At 39.9% G+C, this 19,513-nt stretch carries 17 protein-coding genes; 8 read left to right on the top strand and 9 right to left on the bottom strand.

Annotation, left to right across the window (positions count from 1 at the left end; all coding sequences use genetic code 11):
* Positions 1 to 584 precede the first annotated feature (584 nt).
* The 7 genes from ABE099_RS14530 to ABE099_RS14500 form a co-directional block, all read right to left on the bottom strand.
* Positions 585 to 1,463: a M15 family metallopeptidase gene (locus ABE099_RS14530; RefSeq protein ID WP_430031858.1), complete on the bottom strand. Its 879-nt coding sequence runs from the start codon at positions 1,461 to 1,463 to the stop codon at positions 585 to 587.
* A gap of 135 nt (positions 1,464 to 1,598) precedes the next feature.
* Positions 1,599 to 3,185, bottom strand: a complete 1,587-nt coding sequence (locus tag ABE099_RS14525) for a DEAD/DEAH box helicase (protein WP_430031857.1) — start codon at positions 3,183 to 3,185, stop codon at positions 1,599 to 1,601.
* A gap of 27 nt (positions 3,186 to 3,212) precedes the next feature.
* Positions 3,213 to 4,889 carry an ABC1 kinase family protein gene (locus tag ABE099_RS14520; protein ID WP_430031856.1) on the bottom strand — a complete coding sequence of 559 codons (1,677 nt, stop codon included), beginning with the start codon at positions 4,887 to 4,889 and terminating at the stop codon, positions 3,213 to 3,215.
* A 2-nt stretch (positions 4,890 to 4,891) separates the two neighbouring features.
* Positions 4,892 to 5,200, bottom strand: a complete 309-nt coding sequence (locus tag ABE099_RS14515) for a phasin family protein (protein ID WP_430031855.1) — start codon at positions 5,198 to 5,200, stop codon at positions 4,892 to 4,894.
* A gap of 74 nt (positions 5,201 to 5,274) precedes the next feature.
* Positions 5,275 to 5,931, bottom strand: a complete 657-nt coding sequence (locus tag ABE099_RS14510) for a ThuA domain-containing protein (RefSeq protein ID WP_430031854.1) — start codon at positions 5,929 to 5,931, stop codon at positions 5,275 to 5,277.
* A gap of 431 nt (positions 5,932 to 6,362) precedes the next feature.
* Positions 6,363 to 7,157: a winged helix-turn-helix transcriptional regulator gene (locus ABE099_RS14505; protein ID WP_430031853.1), complete on the bottom strand. Its 795-nt coding sequence runs from the start codon at positions 7,155 to 7,157 to the stop codon at positions 6,363 to 6,365.
* A complete protein-coding gene (locus ABE099_RS14500; protein ID WP_430031852.1) occupies positions 7,139 to 7,528 on the bottom strand; it encodes a Fur family transcriptional regulator in 390 nt (129 codons plus the stop codon). Before ABE099_RS14500 ends, ABE099_RS14505 begins: the two co-directional genes overlap by 19 nt.
* 319 nt (positions 7,529 to 7,847) lie before the next feature.
* Between ABE099_RS14500 and ABE099_RS14495 the strand changes: the two genes are divergently transcribed.
* From ABE099_RS14495 to ABE099_RS14465, 7 genes are all read left to right on the top strand, one after another.
* Positions 7,848 to 8,168 carry a PadR family transcriptional regulator gene (locus tag ABE099_RS14495; protein WP_210091356.1) on the top strand — a complete coding sequence of 107 codons (321 nt, stop codon included), beginning with the start codon at positions 7,848 to 7,850 and terminating at the stop codon, positions 8,166 to 8,168.
* Between the two features lies 1 nt (position 8,169).
* Complete coding sequence (locus tag ABE099_RS14490) at positions 8,170 to 9,540, top strand: DUF4097 family beta strand repeat-containing protein (protein ID WP_430031851.1); 1,371 nt, start codon at positions 8,170 to 8,172, stop codon at positions 9,538 to 9,540.
* Between the two features lie 76 nt (positions 9,541 to 9,616).
* A complete protein-coding gene (locus ABE099_RS14485; RefSeq protein ID WP_430031850.1) occupies positions 9,617 to 9,766 on the top strand; it encodes an RAxF-45 family protein in 150 nt (49 codons plus the stop codon).
* A gap of 146 nt (positions 9,767 to 9,912) precedes the next feature.
* The gene (abc-f, locus tag ABE099_RS14480; protein WP_430031849.1) at positions 9,913 to 11,856 is read left to right on the top strand and encodes a ribosomal protection-like ABC-F family protein; all 1,944 of its coding nucleotides are present in this window, start codon (positions 9,913 to 9,915) and stop codon (positions 11,854 to 11,856) included.
* A gap of 260 nt (positions 11,857 to 12,116) precedes the next feature.
* Entirely contained in the window at positions 12,117 to 13,409 is a 1,293-nt protein-coding gene (locus ABE099_RS14475; protein ID WP_430031848.1) for an ArnT family glycosyltransferase, read from the top strand.
* Positions 13,387 to 13,737: an EamA family transporter gene (locus tag ABE099_RS14470; RefSeq protein ID WP_430031847.1), complete on the top strand. Its 351-nt coding sequence runs from the start codon at positions 13,387 to 13,389 to the stop codon at positions 13,735 to 13,737. Before ABE099_RS14475 ends, ABE099_RS14470 begins: the two co-directional genes overlap by 23 nt.
* 211 nt (positions 13,738 to 13,948) lie before the next feature.
* Complete coding sequence (locus ABE099_RS14465) at positions 13,949 to 14,998, top strand: alpha/beta fold hydrolase (protein WP_430031846.1); 1,050 nt, start codon at positions 13,949 to 13,951, stop codon at positions 14,996 to 14,998.
* Positions 14,999 to 15,121: 123 nt separating this feature from the next.
* Here the strand turns inward: ABE099_RS14465 and ABE099_RS14460 are convergent, their stop codons facing one another.
* Positions 15,122 to 16,465 (bottom strand): helix-turn-helix domain-containing protein, encoded by a 1,344-nt coding sequence (locus ABE099_RS14460; RefSeq protein WP_430031845.1) that lies wholly within the window; start codon positions 16,463 to 16,465, stop codon positions 15,122 to 15,124.
* A 292-nt stretch (positions 16,466 to 16,757) separates the two neighbouring features.
* Complete coding sequence (gene abc-f, locus ABE099_RS14455; protein WP_430031844.1) at positions 16,758 to 18,614, bottom strand: ribosomal protection-like ABC-F family protein; 1,857 nt, start codon at positions 18,612 to 18,614, stop codon at positions 16,758 to 16,760.
* A 506-nt stretch (positions 18,615 to 19,120) separates the two neighbouring features.
* Here abc-f (ABE099_RS14455) and ABE099_RS14450 point away from each other — a divergent pair.
* A complete protein-coding gene (locus ABE099_RS14450) occupies positions 19,121 to 19,252 on the top strand; it encodes a hypothetical protein (RefSeq protein WP_430031843.1) in 132 nt (43 codons plus the stop codon).
* Positions 19,253 to 19,513 lie beyond the last annotated feature (261 nt).

The following is a 19,513-nucleotide window of genomic DNA, read 5'->3' as shown; positions in this document are numbered from 1 at the left end:
ATCCAGAGAGTTGTTGCGGTTTGTTGTTAAAATCATATTCCCTTTAGGCTCAAAACAAAAATTAGTAGTTGCTAACTCCGAGAAAAGCAGCTACGGTGCAGAGGGTGGCTTCGACCCCTGTTACAGCCTGATTTTCTTGAATTAGATTTTTATCGGTTGAAAAACAGTCTGTAAAGGCGGACGTGTTCACTTCTCCACCATCCCTCTACCCCTCCGCTATTTTTGCTTCCTCTCAACCACTAATTTCTAAGTTGAGTCCCTTTTTATTGAAGTCGTTGTATTGGTTGAATATGATTTTAAGAGACAACCTTCACAATCTCTCTGTCTCTTGGCTAGCTTCAGTTAGCGCTCAAGCACTCATTTCAAGACGGAGCCAAATTTCAAGCGTTTTATTTTGAGAATATGATCATTTCGTCCAAAATATAGCTATTGCAACATAAAAAACACAGCTCCATTTTTTTAAGAGCTGTGTCTAATGACTGTTTGCGGTTAAAGCTATTATACTTAATCGAGCTTTGTACATCTTAGTTCATACGTTTTAGCTCACCTTAGCTCGTCCTTGTTCAACAAAGCAATTCATAAAGTTATGGATTGGCTGAGACTGGAACCGCATCATAATATTCCTCTAGCGTAATTCCTCTTTCACCAATATCCTTTGCCATTTCCTTGCCAACATAACGTAAATGCCATGGCTCGTATTTGTATCCTGTAATTTTTTCTTTACCTTCTGGATAACGGATAATAAAACCATATTCAGTGGCGTGCTTGTCTAGCCATTTTGCTTCATCTGTGTCACCAAAGCAACTCTCAGCCGCACATTTACCTGTGCTTCCAGACACATCAATCGCAAGCCCTGTCGTATGCTCGCTATGACCTGGCTCAGCGCTATACGTTTTTGCTTTTTCTAAGCCATCCTTTTTGACATACCGATTAAAAAGAGCTGTCTGTGTCTTAGTTGAACGATATGCAGATACTCCTGCCAAATAGATACCGTCCTTTTTCGCAGCCTCAAATAACTCCTCGAGTGCTCCAGCAGCTTCACTCCGCATTTGTCGCTTCTCGATTTTTTCCTTGAACAAAAAAGGAACGTCAGGATAAACAAGATCCGTAGGACTATAATCCTCTGGCAAACCAAATTCCTTATTAATCAATACTGCCATGCTGTTGGGATCCGCAGAAGCCGCTTTATCGTCATTGCCCTTTGTATTGGAAGGTTCGCCCTGAGTTACTTCGTTACTCCCTTTAGATCCTTGATTTTCAGGTTGGTGCTCTGGTTTGTCCACGTCATCGTTACCACCAGTAACGTTATTTTTATCGTTATCTGTTCCTGGTTTCGAATTTTGAGCAGAGGTGCTAGAATTTGCAGCATTTTTAGGGATATCTGGCGCACAAGCTGCTAATAAAACAGTGATCATACACAGCATTGCGACCATTTTTAATATCTTGATATGCTTAAGCTTCATGGGGTTTCTCCTTCCCTGTTGTACTGTATATTCTAGTTATCTCATAAACTTGTTTCAAAAATATTTCGGACTTATATAAAAATTATAAATTATTTAGATTAACCACTGAAGTTAACCATTAAATCTACTATATAGTTATCTTCCACGGCCTCTGCTGCCACCACGTCCACCTTGATCAGAGCTTCTGCCTCCACGACGTCCGCCGCTTTGTCCTTGCCCAGATTGCCCAGAGGAACGTTTATCGTTACTTCTTCCTTGACCTCTTCCACTAGCTTGTCCATTACCCTTAGAGGAACGCCCACCTGATTGATTGCCAGATCTGCGCGCTGAACCTGTTCCCTCTGTAGTATCCCAGCTACCAAGTCCCTCACGACGATTCGAGCTAGCTTGCCCACGCTGTCCTTGTCCTTGCTCTTGACCTTGCGCTGGTCTTTTGCCGCCTTGCCCTCCTCGTGAGCCTGAGCGACCTGAGCCAGTTCCAGATGATTCTCTGCGACCACGTCCTTGGCCTTGCCCTTCGTCTCTGCGACTACCTTTGCCAGCACGACCTGAACCAGTACCTGAGCTAGCACGAGAGGTAGTCGATGTAGATGTACCTTGTGTCTCACCATGGAAGGTTTGACGCTCTAAGCGCTTGCCAATACCTTGTTCGATCAAACGTAAGGCTTCCATATCTTTTGGTGCTGCAAAGGTGATCGCAACCCCTTTTTCTCCTGCGCGGCCAGTCCGGCCGATTCTGTGAATGTAGCTGTCCACATCCTGCGGAATGTCGTAGTTATAGACATGGGTAACCCCTTCAACATCAATTCCACGTGCCGCCACATCAGTTGCCACTAGTACCTCCAGCTTCGCATCACGAAATGCCCGCATGACTTGTTCACGCTTCGATTGCGATAAGTCACCATGTAGCTCATCTGAGGAAAATCCTGCCTCTTGCAACGCTTCGTTTAATGTACTAGCCCGTCTCTTTGTACGGCAAAAAATAACAGCTAAATAAGGACGCTGTGTTTTAATCGATTGGATTAACGCATTTTGCTTACCACGATCAGTACAGCTAATAACGATTTGTTTAATGCTATCTAACGTCTGACGAGACGCTGGCGTAATTTTAATATCCTTTGGTTCCTTCATGTATGCCTTAGCTAAGCGCTTCACATTATCTGGCATTGTCGCAGAAAACAACATCGTTTGACGGCTACGCGGAATACCCGAAATAATATCCTCCACCTCTGCTAAAAAGCCCATGTGCAGCATTTGATCCGCTTCATCCAACACCAAATACCTTACAGCCCCTAAAGTTAGCGAGCCACGTCGCAAATGATCCAGCAGTCGTCCCGGCGTACCAATAACAAGCTGAATACCATTTTTAAGCTTACGAAGCTGACGTTCTACGTCTTGTCCACCATATGCCGCAAGAATAGATAAGCCTTCTTTTCCTTCTGCTAGCTTACGAGCCTCTTGTGTAATCTGTAATGCAAGCTCACGTGTTGGTGTAATGATTAGAGCTTGTGCATCAGGACGATCCACTGAAATTTTCTCAATCATAGGAAGTAAAAAAGCAAGTGTTTTGCCTGTCCCTGTCTGTGCCTGTACAATGACATCTTGCCCTGTAAGCTGAACGGGAATGGATGCCTCCTGTACCGGAGTTGGTGATGTAATTCCTTGCCTTTGTAGTGCATCTAGAAGGCCTTTAGAAAGACCCCAGTTATTAAAGTTAGCCAATATTCTCACCTCATCAAATGTATGCTACTAGAACCTTCCTGACCTGAATATGGAATACAGCAACCAAATAACCATCAGTGCAGCCACAATAAAGCCAATCTCAATAGCCGGAAAATCCCATAACATCGTTGGTTTTCGTGTTAAAGAAGAACCAATAATTAATCCTACCATAATAATACTAAATGCCAGTAAAACAATACTAAATGAGAGACGATTGCCGATTCGATCTAGCTTTTTCAGCATCGAGTTTAATTCAGGCACATCCATCTCTACCTTCACCTTACCCTTTGATAATAAGGAGGTGATTTTTCTTGCTTGGGTTGGTAGTTCACTTAGTGATTCAAATAGTTCCACACCATTATGGAGTAGCTTACGCCCCACCTTTAACGGCGAATATTTATCACGCAAAAGCTGCTTGCCAAAAGGCTCCGCCAAATCCAAAATACTCAGACTTGGATCAAGTGAAAGTGCAACGCCTTCAATCGTCAATAACGCTTTACCTACTAGAAGCAAATCGCTAGGCATTACAATACCATGTACCCTTGCAATTCCAAATAGGTCCTGTAGTGCCGTCCCAATCGACATATCTGAAAAGGAGAGATCATAATATTTGTCCTGTAACCGCCCTAAATCTCGTTTAAGCATTGTCATATCTACATCATCATTTAACAAGCCCATTTGTGAAATAGCGCTCACCATGCCATCTGGATTTTTACGCATCAGTGCAATAATAAGTGAAGATAAATGCTCTCGCATCATGACATCCAGCTTACCTACCATACCAAAATCAATAAAACCTAATTCCCCGTCCTCCATGGCAAGTAGATTACCTGGATGGGGATCAGCATGAAAGAAGCCTGTCACAAAAATCTGATGTAGCATCGTGTTCACTAATTTTTTTGCTAATTCACAAATATCGAGCTGCTGATTTATCATTTCTTGTTTTTGATTTAAATGAATGCCTTTTAAAAAGCCAAGTGTGAGCACCTTAGGGGAAGAATACTCCCAATGAACAGAGGGGATCGTGATGTCTGACATGCTTTTTAATTGCTCTGCCATTTTATCCGTATTCCGTCCTTCTACCGTATAATCCAGTTCCGCTTTAATCGAGCGTGAAAATTCCTCTACGATATCGGCAATCTGATATTGTTCCACCCATTTAATATGACGTTTAGCCATTAGCGTTAGATTCCACAATATTTCCAAATCGCGATGAACACTATCACTAACACTCGGACGTTGCACCTTGACCACGACCTGCTCACCAGTGAGTAACTCCGCTCGATGGACTTGTCCAAGCGAGGCCGCAGCAAGTGGAGTTTCGTCAAAAGCAGCAAATAGCTCCTCTGGCAACATTCCAAATTCCTCATTCACTACAGCCTTAACTGCTTCTATCGGAATCGGTGGCACTTGATATTGAAGCTTCACCAGCTCATCAATGATTGCATCTGGCAATAAATCGGTACGTGTACTTGCAAGCTGACCTGCCTTAACAAAGGTTGGACCTAATTCTTCAAGCACTAGGCGAATACGTCTAGCAAGCGAGATGGATTCATGTGCACGTGATTCCTTATGTGCCCACCTTAACGGGATGGAGACTAGTCGAGTTAGTCCTATTTCTTCGGCTATATAACCAAAGCCATGGCGGCCAAGCACCATGGCTATTTCGCGATAACGGCCTGTATGTCGGACGAATTTGCCCATTTTTAAGGGTGCTGTAGCTCAGATAGTTTAATCTCAAGCTCTGCTACCCGACGGGTTAATTCTTCGACATCCTTCGTACTAGCCACACCCGTTTGCTTCAATGCATTTGCTACCTGCTCATTAATCCAATCCTTTAGACGCGCTTGTTCTTCATCACCACGATCTAGCAGCTTTTCAACCAACGCTTTAGATTCTGTAGGTGCTAGCTCCCCACGCTTCACCAAATCATCTACGATTTGTTCTACTTTTTCCTTGCTTACTAAGGTCAACCCAAGTCCTAATGAAAATGCCTTCTTTAAAAAGTCGCTCATATTCATCTTCTCCTTTCGACCTGTATACAAGTATATTAACCAATTTTCGCTAATAAGATAAGAGAAATGTCATTTTAAAATTCTAATCCACCTTCTGGGCATCTTGCCGCCCACTTCGCAGCTTGCAACACAACCTTGCGATATTCAGGATGCTGGAATGCGGCTTGATCACGACCAGGTAATAAGTACACTACACGTCCTAAACCATAGGCATGTGCCCAAGCGGCCGGATGTGTCTCACCATTTAATTCATACGTCAGCAAAACTGTAGTTTCATTAAATGGATCAAATTCAAATGGATATGGCTCATCATAAATTTCAAAAGGAGTAATCCCTTTAACAATATCATGTTTATCATCTGCAATTTTGATTTCTAGTTTTTGCATAGGTGGATTTGCTTTATTTTTTGCTCCAATTAACTGTGCTAGCTCATATTTTTTATGTAGCACAATTCCATTATGAAGCACTAACAGACCACCACCCGCACTTACAAAGGACAATAGTCCTGCTGCTTGCTTAGAAGACACCTTATCAGACCAAGTATCTTGATATGCAATACATAGATCAAACAAATCTAAATTATCCTTTTCTAGCATTTGTTTATTTTCACTGCATTGTACCGTCAATACATCTTGTAAAATACGTGTAATTTCTTCATCTACGCCTTGTAGGGGGTGAAATTTAGGGTGCGTGTAATCCCCAAGAAGCAACGCTCTTTTTCGATTTGCCATTTATATAACTCCTCCTTACCACATACATGGTGTACCATCATATCAATTTCTACTTCTTAAGACAATATCCCGCTTACCTGCAAAAATTTTTTTGCACCATTATCAACATATCTCACTATATCGGAGAATAGAACTAAATAGTTGGTAGATACAAAAACAATCTAGGAAGTGTCTGAAAAGTCAGCAGGGAACAGATGTTGGCGGATTTTCGATCTATACAAGGCACTTTTACGCAGGCTTACCGGGGTAAGTCAAGGAAAAGTAACGCAGTAGGGGGCGAAAAGGCGTTAACAGATGACCTTGAATGACTTTTCAGACACGACCTAAATAAAGCGATACTGCCGCATCTAACCTATAGGGCAATACCGCTAGTCTGAATCAACTTTGTACATCAGCGTGTCCGAAAACTGCTATCGAGTTATTGACACGTCCTAGTCTGCAAGGCGATAACCAACTCCACGAACCGTGGCGATATATAAAGGCTGTGAAGCGCGATCCCCTAACTTCTTTCTCAGGCTTTTGATATGAGCATCAATTGTATTGCTGCCACCAAGGAAGCTGGTTCCCCATACCTTAGCTAAAAGCTCCTCACGAGATAGGACAGTACCTTCATGCTCAAGCAAAGTAATTAATAGTTCATATTCCGTTTTCGTTAGTTCAATTTTTTCACCGTTCCGGTAAATTGCCATTTTTTTGCGGTCAATCCACAAATCCTTATAAATCGCAGGAGAAGTTCCTGCTAATAACAAGGAGGATGGTGAACGTCCATTCCCATTACGAATAATACGTTGAGCATGATAGACCACCTCTTGAGGATGGGCAGGCCACACAAGTAATTCTCTATTCATCAGAGCCTGATCCCCCAGAGCCAACATTGAGGGTTTGACCAAAATTAAAGATGGAGTATCCCCCACATCCTGCATAAGAAATGATTTAATCACTTGGGCATCCTGCTCGTGGCCCTCACCATAGGCAGTTAGATCAAATATGAGTAAGTCTGCGGCTCCCGCATTACGTAATGCTTGCTCCATATGATGGAACACCATCACATCAAAGCAACCATCAGACAAGTCTCTTACGAGCTCATGAATGCTACTCGGAGCAGGGCTGACTAAAATTACTCTTTGTGTAATTGGACAAGCATTTTTGCCACCAAAAATATCTTCCATACTCGTAAAATTACGATTAGCTTCTATAACTGTGTCGTTTACTTCTTCTCTTGACATTCAGGACATACCCCCCCAAATACAACATGTGCATGGTGTACTTTATACCCTGTTTCTATAGCCACAGTGTCACTCCAGCTGTCTGGAACCTGTGTCATCACTTCATCCACACGTCCACATACTTCACATAAAATATGCTGATGATCGTCCAGCTTAGCGTCGTAGCGACTTGCCGCTTCACCTAGCTTAAGCTCACGAATAAGTTCTTTATCTGTTAAATAACGCAGTGAATTATATACAGTTCCATAAGCAAAATTATATCCTTGTTCAACGAGTCTATTCATAACCTCCGCAGCCGTGGGATGATCATTTGCATTTTTAACGACATCATAAACGGCTCTACGTTGTGTTGTTAAATTAATTGACTTCATACCCAGAACCATCTTCTCTCTATAATTAATATTTAGAATTAGTATAAGTCTTATTATAGAAAACGTCAATTTGGTGACTAGATATGTAATTATTCTTGGGATTATTTTGGGATTAGTTTTATGACTGGATTGGTACGGAATTAGGTTCCTCCTCGTCTATTGTGTTATTAATAATACCATGATATCATATTTTTAATAGTACTGAATATTAATCACTACTGAAATAAATTTATTACCGACTAACATTAATTATAGCTTGCATATAAAAGTGATTATTGATTGATGATAGCAACGAATATAGAAAAGAGGCGGTTGTCACTTGGATATCAGCGTCCAATTTAAAAAGGGGGCTCTGGAGTTGTGTGTATTAGTGCTTATTCATGAACGTGATCGGTATGGCTACGAATTGGCTCAATCCGTATCTGCCCATATTCAAGTTGCTGAAGGCGCATTGTACCCACTTCTCCGGAGAATTGTAAATGAAGGCTATTGTACGACCTATTTGCAGGAGTCCCCAGAAGGCCCTCCACGTAAATATTACAAGCTAACCCCATTAGGAGAGCAATACATGAGACGGTTAGCCATTGAATGGAAGCACTTTGTACAAAGTGTATCAAGTTTAATCGAGAGAGGAATATGATATGACCAAAGCTCAATTTATGGCCACGTTACGGCTGAAATTAAGTGTGTTGCCACCAGAAGAATGTAATGAGTTAATGGAGGATTATGAATCGCATTTTGCCTTTGGTTTACAAAATGGTAAAACAGAAGAGGAGATCGTTGCCGAGCTAGGTGATCCAGAGGAACTAGCAAAGGAGGCATTAGGGAGCCGTTACGTACCTGAGCAGCCGATATATTGGTTTAATCCGGAGGCACCTAATGATGAGCATGTTCCAGCTCCTCCACTTGATCAATCTGCTCAATCAGTCCAACAACAAGAACAAGCTCAGCAAGCCCAACAGACTCAACAAACTCAACAAGCTCAATTTAACCATTTTCCAAAGACATCTAATTCATCAAGAAAAAGTAGAACACCCTCCCTTATACTTGCAATCACACTGATCTTGGTTGGAATTTTGGGCGTATCCTACTATGGCTTTGGCTCTGGTTTGGGCTTCATAAACAACAAGGATGCATCAACCTCTAGCTATTCACAACGCTGGAATTTTAATTTAACCAATCAACCTCTTCAAAGCTTAAATATTGGTACTGATTTTGATATCGACGTTGAATATACGACGACCACTAAAACTGAAGGTTATGTAGAGATTACTGGCAAAATGCCACAATATCTAATTGATAACTTAGAAGCTACAAAAATTGCAGGAAATTCCTTAGACTTAAACCTAAATAGCTCAAACAAGTGGCAGTGGTTTTCTTTCAACTTTTCGGATGATGATGATAAAATAAAAATTATTGTTGCTTTAAATCAAGATCAAGCACTAAATGAGTTCACTGTAAATACAGGTTCCAGTGAAATTAAAGTACAGAAGATGATCAGCCGCAAGGTAACTGTGACTACATCTTCAGGTGATATTGAAGCAGATAATATTGCTGCAGATCAATTGACGTTAGCAAGCTCATCTGGTTCTTTATCTACAAACCAACTTCTTGCAAAAGAAATTTCAATTAGCACTAACTCTGGGGACCTTAATTTAGAGAATACTACTGGAAATGTAACATCAAAATCTTCATCTGGTGAAATGAAGCTAGAACATGTTAAGGGGAACATTGATCTAAGTTCATCCAGCGGGGATATTTTAGTTGATCAGTTAATAGGAGACGGAAAAATACAAACGAGTTCTGGGGAAGTTATACTTGATGGACAACGCTCTGATTCTTTGTCCATTAAAACTTCCTCTGGCGATGTAAGTATCTCAGAAGATAAAGCTTTTCAAGGAACATATCATTTATCTACCTCGTCTGGGGACATTTTAGCCCCTGATTCCCCCGCGGTTACAGGAGATACAATTACAATTGAAACAAGCTCTGGTGATATTATATTCAATTAACTAGGCTTATTTTGACCAAATGATCACTTTAGGCTATACTATGAACAATTATGTTTAAAGAAGGAGGTGGGTAGGAATGGATCGCAATAACGTATGGAATATCATTAGCCAGTTGCCAATGGCATTATTTGGCATTACTCATGTATTTTTGAATAACGGGATCAGTCTGTCCAAATTCAATAATTCCATATTCAAAATACATTGCGAAATGCCGCTCCTACCTTAACCTCAGACGTTAATAGCTCTATAAAGCTACACATGAGTGTAAAGAAGGTTGCAGATTTCCTGCAGCCTTTTTTTGTTTGTCTTTTTAGGTCTAGGTAGGTGTAGGTGGTGGCAATAGACGCATTTACCTAAAGGAGCCTAAAAATAATGATTATTCAATCTCAAAACATACGTAAATATTATGGTGCCAATCTTGTATTAAGTGATGTCTCGTTCGAGATCAAAAAAGGGGATAAGGTTGGGCTCATCGGCCGAAATGGTACAGGCAAGTCCACCCTACTCTCGCTTTTAAATGGGAGCGACACTCCAGATGGAGGTACACTCAGCATCGCTCGTGGCAGTACTATCGCTAGCTTAGCGCAAATTCCAAGATTTGCAGAGGAGCAATCGGTATATGAGGTATTGCATACTGCTTTTGACGATTTACTTCATATTCAACGAGAGATGGTGGGATTAGAGCAACAGATGTCAATGGCAGATCCAGAAGTAAGTATGGAACAAATGTTGTCTCGTTACGGCAAGCTACAGGAGCAATTCCAGCTTCAAGGCGGCTATGAAATGGAAGCATCCATTGCTAAGATTGCAAACGGATTAGGCATAACAGAAAGTCAGCTAGCACAACCTGTTCACTCCTTATCTGGGGGCGAAAAAACAAAGGTCGGTTTAGCCATCATTTTGCTACGCCAACCTGATTTACTATTATTAGATGAACCTACTAACCATCTGGATATGCCTTCGATTTTGTGGCTGGAGCAGTTTTTGAAGGAGTTTGATGGTACAGTTGTGGTTATTTCACATGATCGTTATTTCCTTGATATGGTTGTTAACAAAATTATTGAAATTGAAGATGGAGAAGCCTTCACCTATCACTCCAACTACAGTGAATATAAGGTTGAAAAAGAGCGCCAACTCCTATTACAATTTGCACAATATCAAGAACAGCAAAAAAAGATTAAAAAAATGAAGGAAGCGATTAAGCAGCTTATTGAATGGGGGAATCAATCCAATCCACCAAACGCTGGCTTCCATCGAAGAGCCGCCTCAATGCAAAAAGCACTTGATCGAATGACAAAGCTAAAACGTCCTATTTTAGAGCGTAAATCGATCGGACTGAAATTAAACCTAGACGATCGCACAGGTAAAGATGTCCTTGTCCTTAAAGAGATTAGTAAAAGCTATGACAACAAGCTGTTATTCCATAAGGTGACGCACACGCTACAATATAGCGAAAAGGCAGTGGTGATAGGAGCCAATGGCTCAGGGAAAACCACATTGTTTAAAAGCATTTTAGGTGAGGTACCTTTAACCGAAGGTGAAATTAAAGTTGGCTCTAGGGTGCAGCTTGGTTATTTGGCTCAGGAGGAAGCACCACCAGTCCAATCTATCACTGTACTTCGGGCTTATTGCGATGAAGTGGCGATGGAGCAAGGTGAAGCTAGAGCTGAGCTAGCGAAATTTTTATTTTATGGGGCGGATGTATTTAAGACGGTATCCAATCTTTCTGGCGGGGAATGGACGAGATTACGCTTAGCGATGCTAATGCAAAAGAAACCTAACCTTCTCCTATTAGATGAACCTACGAACCATCTCGACATTGACTCCAGGGAGGCATTAGAGGAAGCGTTACTGGACTATGCTGGCTCACTATTGGCGATTTCTCACGATCGGTATTTTATTAACAAAATTGCGACTCAAATCTGGAGTATTGAACAGCAGAAGCTGTTAGTCACGCAAGGAAATTATGAGGATTATGAACATGAGCGGGCAAAAAGAACTTATTTAGACAAGGATGCTGCAAGCACAACGGCTCAAGCATCACCAGCGATTCAGCCTACTAGGACCAATACAGCAAATCACAATATTAAGTCTACTCAAAGTACTCAAGCTGCTCAGACAAAGAACCTGATTAAGCAGAGGGAAAAGCTGGAGCAACAAATTAAAGAGGTTGAAGCACAATTGGAACACATCCATACTAAAATGAATGACATTCAGATCGCCTCAGATGTAGATAAGCTGATGGAGCTTCAGACGCAAAAAGATGAGCTAGAGATCCAGTTAGATACGCTGTTAGCACAGTATTTAGAGCTATAGCCTGAAATATCACTAGCATTGAAATCATTAATTTTGAAATCTCTAATTTTGAAATCACTAAAATCAAATGCTAGGAGCCCTTTAACCAAGAAGGGTTTCTAGCTTCTTTTAATATTTTAAGTTTTAGCACATTAATAGTGAACCTCCTCCACTCGTTGTGCGTCTTACGTATGTGTTATAATAAGACATTGTGTTTGGGTCTGTGATTGATGTGATTGAAACGATTTCTAAGAAATTTTAAGATATGGAGTGGATATATTTTGTTTTCTTTAGCAGGAGAAAGCCGTAGGACAAAAATGTTATTAGCTGGGATGGTATTATTTACCTTTGTGATTTCTTGCATTGTCGTATTGTATTATAACGATTATTTTTTATTAGGTGATCTTGTTAAACGAAATAACGATGATGTTAAATATATTCATTCAGCAAGATTGATTTTAAACAAGGGTGTTCTTGCTTATAACACTGGTGAAGATCCCTCTGCTTTTATAATGCCAGCGTTTCCAATTATGTTAGCTGGTTTTATGTCTGTTTTTGGTCAGGAAACAGGTGGAGTTATTGCGTTCCGTATTTTTCATTGTATATTACAGGCTTTATCTATTTATTTGATATTTTGTATTGCAAGACGTACCTTTAACACACGTGTAGCCTTAATTGCATCTGCATTAAGCTGCTTGTATTTACCTGACTATTTCTCGTCTGGTTCGATTTTAATGGAAACGATTTTCCGTACTATTATGTTGTTAATGGTGATCACTACCTTTATTGCACTCGATAAAAATAAAACAAGCTGGTATATTTTAATGGGTGTACTTACCGCGGTGGCCGCTTATTTCAAGCCCCATGCTACGTTGTATCCCGCTGTATTCCTTATTTTTTGGTGGAGAAACAAGTTACCTTGGCGTTTGATGATCAAGTATGTAGCGTGGATGGCAATCACCTATATTGTGTTACTAACCCCGTGGTGGATTAGAAACTGGGTTACGTTTAACAAGTTTATTTTGTTCACTAACTCTGGAGGTAGTCCGTTTTTGTTAGGCACGCGAATTAAAGGGCAACTCCCACCAGCAGGATTTTTTGTGGAGCATCCCGAATATGATCCTAAAACGATCTTCCAAGGTTATGATCAAGCGGCGGTGCAAAAGGGGAAAGACATTATTGCTTACGGCTTCAAGCATGAGCCATTTAAGTATTTATATTGGTATACAATAGGAAGATGGGTAGAGCTATACTTCCATCCGTTTTACTCTCGTCCGTTTTGGCCCGTTACTCGCCCTGTCATGAACGTGATTCAAACCGTGTTGATGGTGGTCAATATGCTTGGGATCGGCTTAGCATTATATCATGCAAAAATTCGTAAACATTGGGATAAGCTCCTGCCAATCCTACTGACACTTGGATACTTCACTGTGATTTATTTCCCGTTCGTTGCCTTTAATCGTTATGGTTATCCGCAAATGTGGATGTTAATTATATTTGGTTCTTATTTGATTAGTGAAATTGTAGGTTTGTTCTCAAACAGGAGGAAATATGGAAAAGGCAAAATTAATTAGTTACGGGATGTTGCTTGGCAACATCGTCTTGCTCGTCACAGGTCAAGTTTTATTTAAGTTAGGATTACAGCGTGCGGGTGGGTTTGTATGGCAAAAAATGATCACCTCCCCACTTCTGATAAGTGGACTCGCTTTATATGGGATTGCAACAATACTATGGTTTGGCGTATTAACACGCTTACCATTAAGTCAAGCGTACCCGATGCAAGCTTTGGCTTATGTCATTGCATTGCTCCCTGCTTACTTCCTATTTGGTGAAGTCATTACAATGACCAAGCTAGCAGGTGTTGCCGTGATTTTGGTTGGGGTTTATTTGTTGGCGAGGTAAAAGCGATAACCTAGTGATATAAATGAAAAATTAGAAAACACTAAAAGCAGATTTCTCTTAGAGTAACTTTTAAGAAAAGTCTGCTTTTTTGTGCTGTTAATATAGTATTACTAAAATCAGTCTCCAGAATGATTCATATCAGCTTAACTTCTATTAGAATGAATAGATCGTCTTGTCAAAATATAAAAGGTCAGAAAAAGGAGGATTCTAGTTGAGCAAAATAAAGAAAACAGCACTGTTTAGTGTAATCGGGATTATAGCACTTATATTACTTTTCCTCTTTTTCCCTACATGGACACCAAAAATTGAAGGTACTCACAGTATTAACGTATTAGAGCAAGTTAAAATTAATGGTGAACAACAACAAATTATGATTCGGGGGAAAGATGTAAGCAATCCAGTTATTATATATGTACATGGAGGGCCAGGCGCATCAGAAATTGCCTACGCTAAAAAATATCAAGATTTGTTAGAGACAAACTTTACGATCGTAAATTATGATCAACGGGGTAGTGGGAAATCCTATCACTTTTTCGAGGATTACGCCTCACTCTCACCGGACATATTAGTACAGGATTTACTAGCTGTCACAGATTACATATCTGAACGTCTTGATCAGAAAAAGGTCATTTTGATAGGTCATTCCTTTGGAACCTATATCGCTACTCTTGCCGCACAGACCGCACCCGAAAAATATACAGCTTATATTGGAATCGGTCAGATGGCAGATACTTTACAAAGTGAGCTAGAGAGCTGGGATTATGTTATAGAGCAAGCGCGGTTAGCTAAAAATGGTGAAGAAATAAAGCAATTACAGGATATTTTTGATTCAGTTAAAGTGGGAAATGCATACACTCCAAGAGATTTGGTTGCAAAATATGAGGGTGCGTCAAGGTTGATTGCCAGTCCAGATAGTAGCTTTGCCGCTTTATCCTTTAGCAGTGAATATAACGGCTTAGATGCCCTACGTTATAATTTAGGCATGATGAATAATCAGCCACCTTTAGTAAAACAGGTGATGAGCCGTCCTCTGCCCTCGTTGATTGCAAAAATGGATTTACCCATTTATTTTGTAATGGGCAAATATGATGGCATGACTTCCGCAAATACAGCTAAACAGTTTTTTGATAACATCGAAGCACCGCACAAAGAATTTATATTGTATGAGCAATCTGCCCATTACCCCCATTATGAAGAAAAACAACGGTTTTTTGATTGGATGACGGATACTTTTTATGAATTAAAGTTAGGTAGTGATTAAGAAATAAATAAGTAAGTAATGATTTAAATTGATTAGAGTTATGATATCTATGTTTAAAAATAAGAACATTCGTATTAAAAGCTACGAATGTTCTTTGCAGACTATTTAATTTATAAAAATAAACTAAACATATTTTTTATCATTAAATTCTAACAAAGTATCTACAATTAATTGATACTTCTCATGCTCATGTAAGGATGTAAAATGACGAAGCTTCTCGTATGAGCCCATTCCCTTTACCATTGCATTATCATTATTAATTTTAATAGCTGATGCCAAACTATCCAGGAGGTAATTCATCCCCTTATCAGCTTTCCTTCTTTTTAAATAATATACCGCTAATTCCCTTGTAAAATCTGTATAGTGATCTAAAGTAACATGAGTGCTTATTTTACCAATCTTACTCTCCTGTATTTGCAATTTAATATAATAAGCAAAGCGTTCAAGTATCTTATCAACATCAATATCATAGCGATTAGCAGCGCTAACTATGTTATATAAGCCCGTAAATATTTCCTTTTCCCTTACAGCAATATAATCCACATATGCAGGTAGAAGCTCCACATGTCCCGCTGCTAATCCATACATAAAATAATTAGCTTCAGACCATTCACTAAACTGTTCAATAACAACCTTTTCTTCTTGATCCGGCTCTTTCACCCAGGAAGCATCAGCATACTTTTTCACATAATCTAAAGCTCGATCATATTGTTGTAAATTAAAATAAACATGCCCATATGCTAAATATGAATACAAGATATAAAAAATTAATGGTTTATGTGTTGATCGTTGCTTATTATTTCTACCAAAAAAATTATATTGCTTTGATGCCTTATCTAATAAATTCCTGGCATTTTTCTCTACCCTTGCCCATCTACGCAAAGAAACATTAATATTTAACAACTCATTAATCGCATCAAGCTGAAACGCTTCATCCAGCCTTTCAATATATGGCTCGAAGTAGGTAGCAACAATAAGATTATTTTCTTGATCATCACTTAACCTTAGTGTAAATAGGCGGTATTGGCATAAGGCTAAACGCTCTGAATGTTGCGCACGTTCACTTTCAGAAATACATTCATACAAGAGAATAGCAGCTTCTTTTTTTCCTTCCAAAAAAAATTGTTCTGCCATTTCAAAAAGTAATGGTATATATGATAAGTTATCAAGCATCTGCTTTAATATTTCCTCAACGTAATTTAGCTTATTAACCTCTGTGCAACGTCTCAATAACGGACCCAACCTTCTCCAATCTGGAGTTTCCTGCTCAAAACATTCCTTTACATATATCTCATAGAAGTGACCCTCTTCAAAACCCATTGCTGTCGTAATCTGATCTAACTGTTGAACTGCAATAGGGCGTTTATTATTAATAATATTACTTAGAGTCCCAGCATTTATATGAGCGATTTCTGCAAATTGATTTAAGGATATATGATTACTTATCAAATATTGCTGTAGGTACATACGAATTGTAAGTGCTGAATCCAAGAGATACACCTCTCTTACAAATAATCCTAAAACTACTAACTATAAATTTATAATATAGATCATGATTACAAACGTCAACATTTACCATATTCCTCTTTTTTTTGAAAACTGCAACATTACCTTATTATTTAAATTAATAAAAATAATCATACTAAAAAGCAGAGGATTGGTAATAGCATAATTACTTAAATTGCTCTTTTAATTACCATCTTCTGCTTTTTTAGCTTATAACTTTCAATTCATAACCTCGAACTCTTTACATCCTATCCTACAGTTCAGCGATCTCCGCTTTTATCTCTCCAATTCTCATCTTCAAGTCCTGAATCTCCTTCAAAAGCTCTCTCGTTTCTTCTTCTCCCTCAGGCTCAGGCGCTGTGAGTAACATCGTCAACTGCATCTGCAGTCGCTCTAATTCATTTACCTTCGCTTGTGCTTCAACGTCTAGCACTATATTCCTTTTACCACTTTGCTCATATTCCTCATAACTTCCTTCAAATCGCTTTATCCGTCCCTCTCCCTTCAAAATAAGAAGTCGATTACTGATCTTCTGCGCTAAATAGCGATCATGAGTAACGAGTAAAATGACACCAGGATATCGCACAAGCGCTTCCTCTACCGCCTCCCGTGTGCTTACATCTAAATAGTTCGTAGGTTCATCTAATACAAGCAAGTTTGCATTCCCAAACAACAGACGCAGCAAGGCAACACGACAGCGTTCACCCATACTCAAATCGCCTATTACCTTAAATACATCCTCACGTGAAAACATGAAGCAACCTAAAATTGTTCTTGCATAGGTCTGTGTCATATTTGGCAAATGAAGCAAGCTATCTAGCAGGCTCAAATGTTCATCTAACCCTTCTAGCTCCTGCGCAAAATAACCAACCTTTATAGAAGGATGTAGCAAGATTTCTCCCTCGTCCGGTTGTAATTGGCCTGTTGCCAGCTTCAGCAGTGTTGATTTCCCTGTCCCATTGTCACCTATGATCGCAATCCGATCATGTCGCTTAACATGGTAGTTAAAATTGCTGAGAATCGGGGTCTCATCATACTTAAAACTAACGTGCTCCATACGTAACAAAGTTTGCCCCGCAAAGGTTTCCCCCGTCAGAGACATGTTCAGCTTGGGACCTTTCTTTGGCAAAATAACCTGCTCTTCATTCAAGCGCTCCAGCTGTGACTGCTTTGCATGATATCGGGAAATATTTTTGTTCGCCCTTGCTTTAAAATAACTCGCTGTAATTTTCACATCTACATTCGTAGCTTCCCGATGTGCTTTATTAAACCACTGCTGATAGCGACGGATCGCTTCCTCTAGCTCTCGACGTTTTTGCTCCTGCTGCCGATATAAGGTTTCCTTGGTACGAAGTTCAAGCTCCTTTTGCTCACGATATTCATCGTATCCACCTGTATATCTTTGACAGTGGTCAGCTTCCATCTCTAGCACCGTGGTTGCTGTACGATTGATAAACGTACGGTCATGGGATACGTACAGAATCGTCCCAGTGTAATTGTTCACCCAATCCTCTAGCCAAGCTAACGTTGCTTGATCGAGGTGATTTGTTGGCTCATCCATAATGATAAACGCAGGCTCACGTACCATCAGACTCGCAAGCTGTGCTCGCGTTTTTTGCCCTCCACTTAACTGGCCAAAGGGAACCTGCCATAAAGAGCTATCTAACTTCATTTGCTGAAGACTTTTCTCCACCTTTATCTCTAGCTCATATCCACCTAACTGTAAATAACGCTCATACAATTGATCGTATTTTATTAAAGTATCCTCCTGCTGACCCTGCGCCATTTGCAAAAGTAACCGATCCATCTCTTGTTTTACATTAGAAGCTTCGCCTAAGCCCATTTGTACAAATTGCAATAGCGGCAGCGTAGTATCCAGATTAACCTCCTGTTCAAGCCAACCCCATTGCTCGAGTGGTACTCCACGTTCAATCTTTCCACCATCTAGCTTAATTTGATCCATTAATGCACGTAGCAAAGTCGTTTTCCCCACACCATTACGTCCAAATAGTGCAAGTACCTCACCTTCCTTGACTGCAAAGCTAATATTCTGAAATAGCGCCCTACCATTCCACTCTTTACATAAATCATAAGCTTTTAAAATATGCATATATATCCCCCATTTCCATAGGTACGTTTTAATTTAAACAAAAACAAAAAACCGTAGCCTAACGGCATACGGTCGTATCTACGTATTTTAGGGATCAGCATATAATGCTGGCATGCCTATGAATAAAAATAGCTAAAAATCGCTTCTCCGAAAGCAGGTACCAAGAATTAAAGGCGTTTATAGGTGAGCTTTAAAATATCAAAATAAAGTACACCCTACCTACGTCCTTAGATGTCAGTGAAAGACAAATTTGCACTATTTATTCATTTTTTAGCATACAAAAAAGAGACCCTATAGACATACGTATTCCTGACCGTAATCTCCAATAAATGAAGATGCCGTTAGCGTGTGGGCAAGCCATTCTCTGACTTCCCTTTTGCAGTTTTGTACAGGAATCCGTAATTAATTCATCGTCTATAGGTCCTCCATATTTTCCATAACATTTTTAAAAAAATTGAACTTACATCATTTCAATAAGCTATAAGAGAGCAGCTATACCACTCAATATGCATGAGCATAGACGCTTATACGGTAAATATAGCATCTATCCTCATCACTTTCAACCTACTTCATTAGATTCACTTGCAAATATTTTCATAAGTAATACATCGGACTGCTCCATCGCGGTCAACTTGTAAAGACGCTCGTAAGTGCCTCAGGGGATAGATGAGAATTTTGAGGGAAAGGAGCCTTTAGCCGATGATTCCAACATTCATATCAATCAAAAGGAATCAGCGGATAACAGCGACTGCGACTCAAAAACAGTTCGACATTACCCTCCCACACCACTTACCGCTCCCCAAGGTCAACTTGCAAAGAGGCTCGTAAGTGCCTCAGGGAATTGGAGGACTGTTTTGAGGAAAAGGAGCCTTTAGTCTCTGATTTCTTCCACCATTAAG

Source organism: Paenibacillus turicensis (genome assembly GCF_050461185.1).
Classification (GTDB): Bacteria; Bacillota; Bacilli; order Paenibacillales; family Paenibacillaceae; genus Fontibacillus; species Fontibacillus turicensis_A.
The sequence above is the reverse complement of the archived record's forward strand: the minus strand, read 5'-3'. Positions and strand labels throughout refer to the sequence as shown.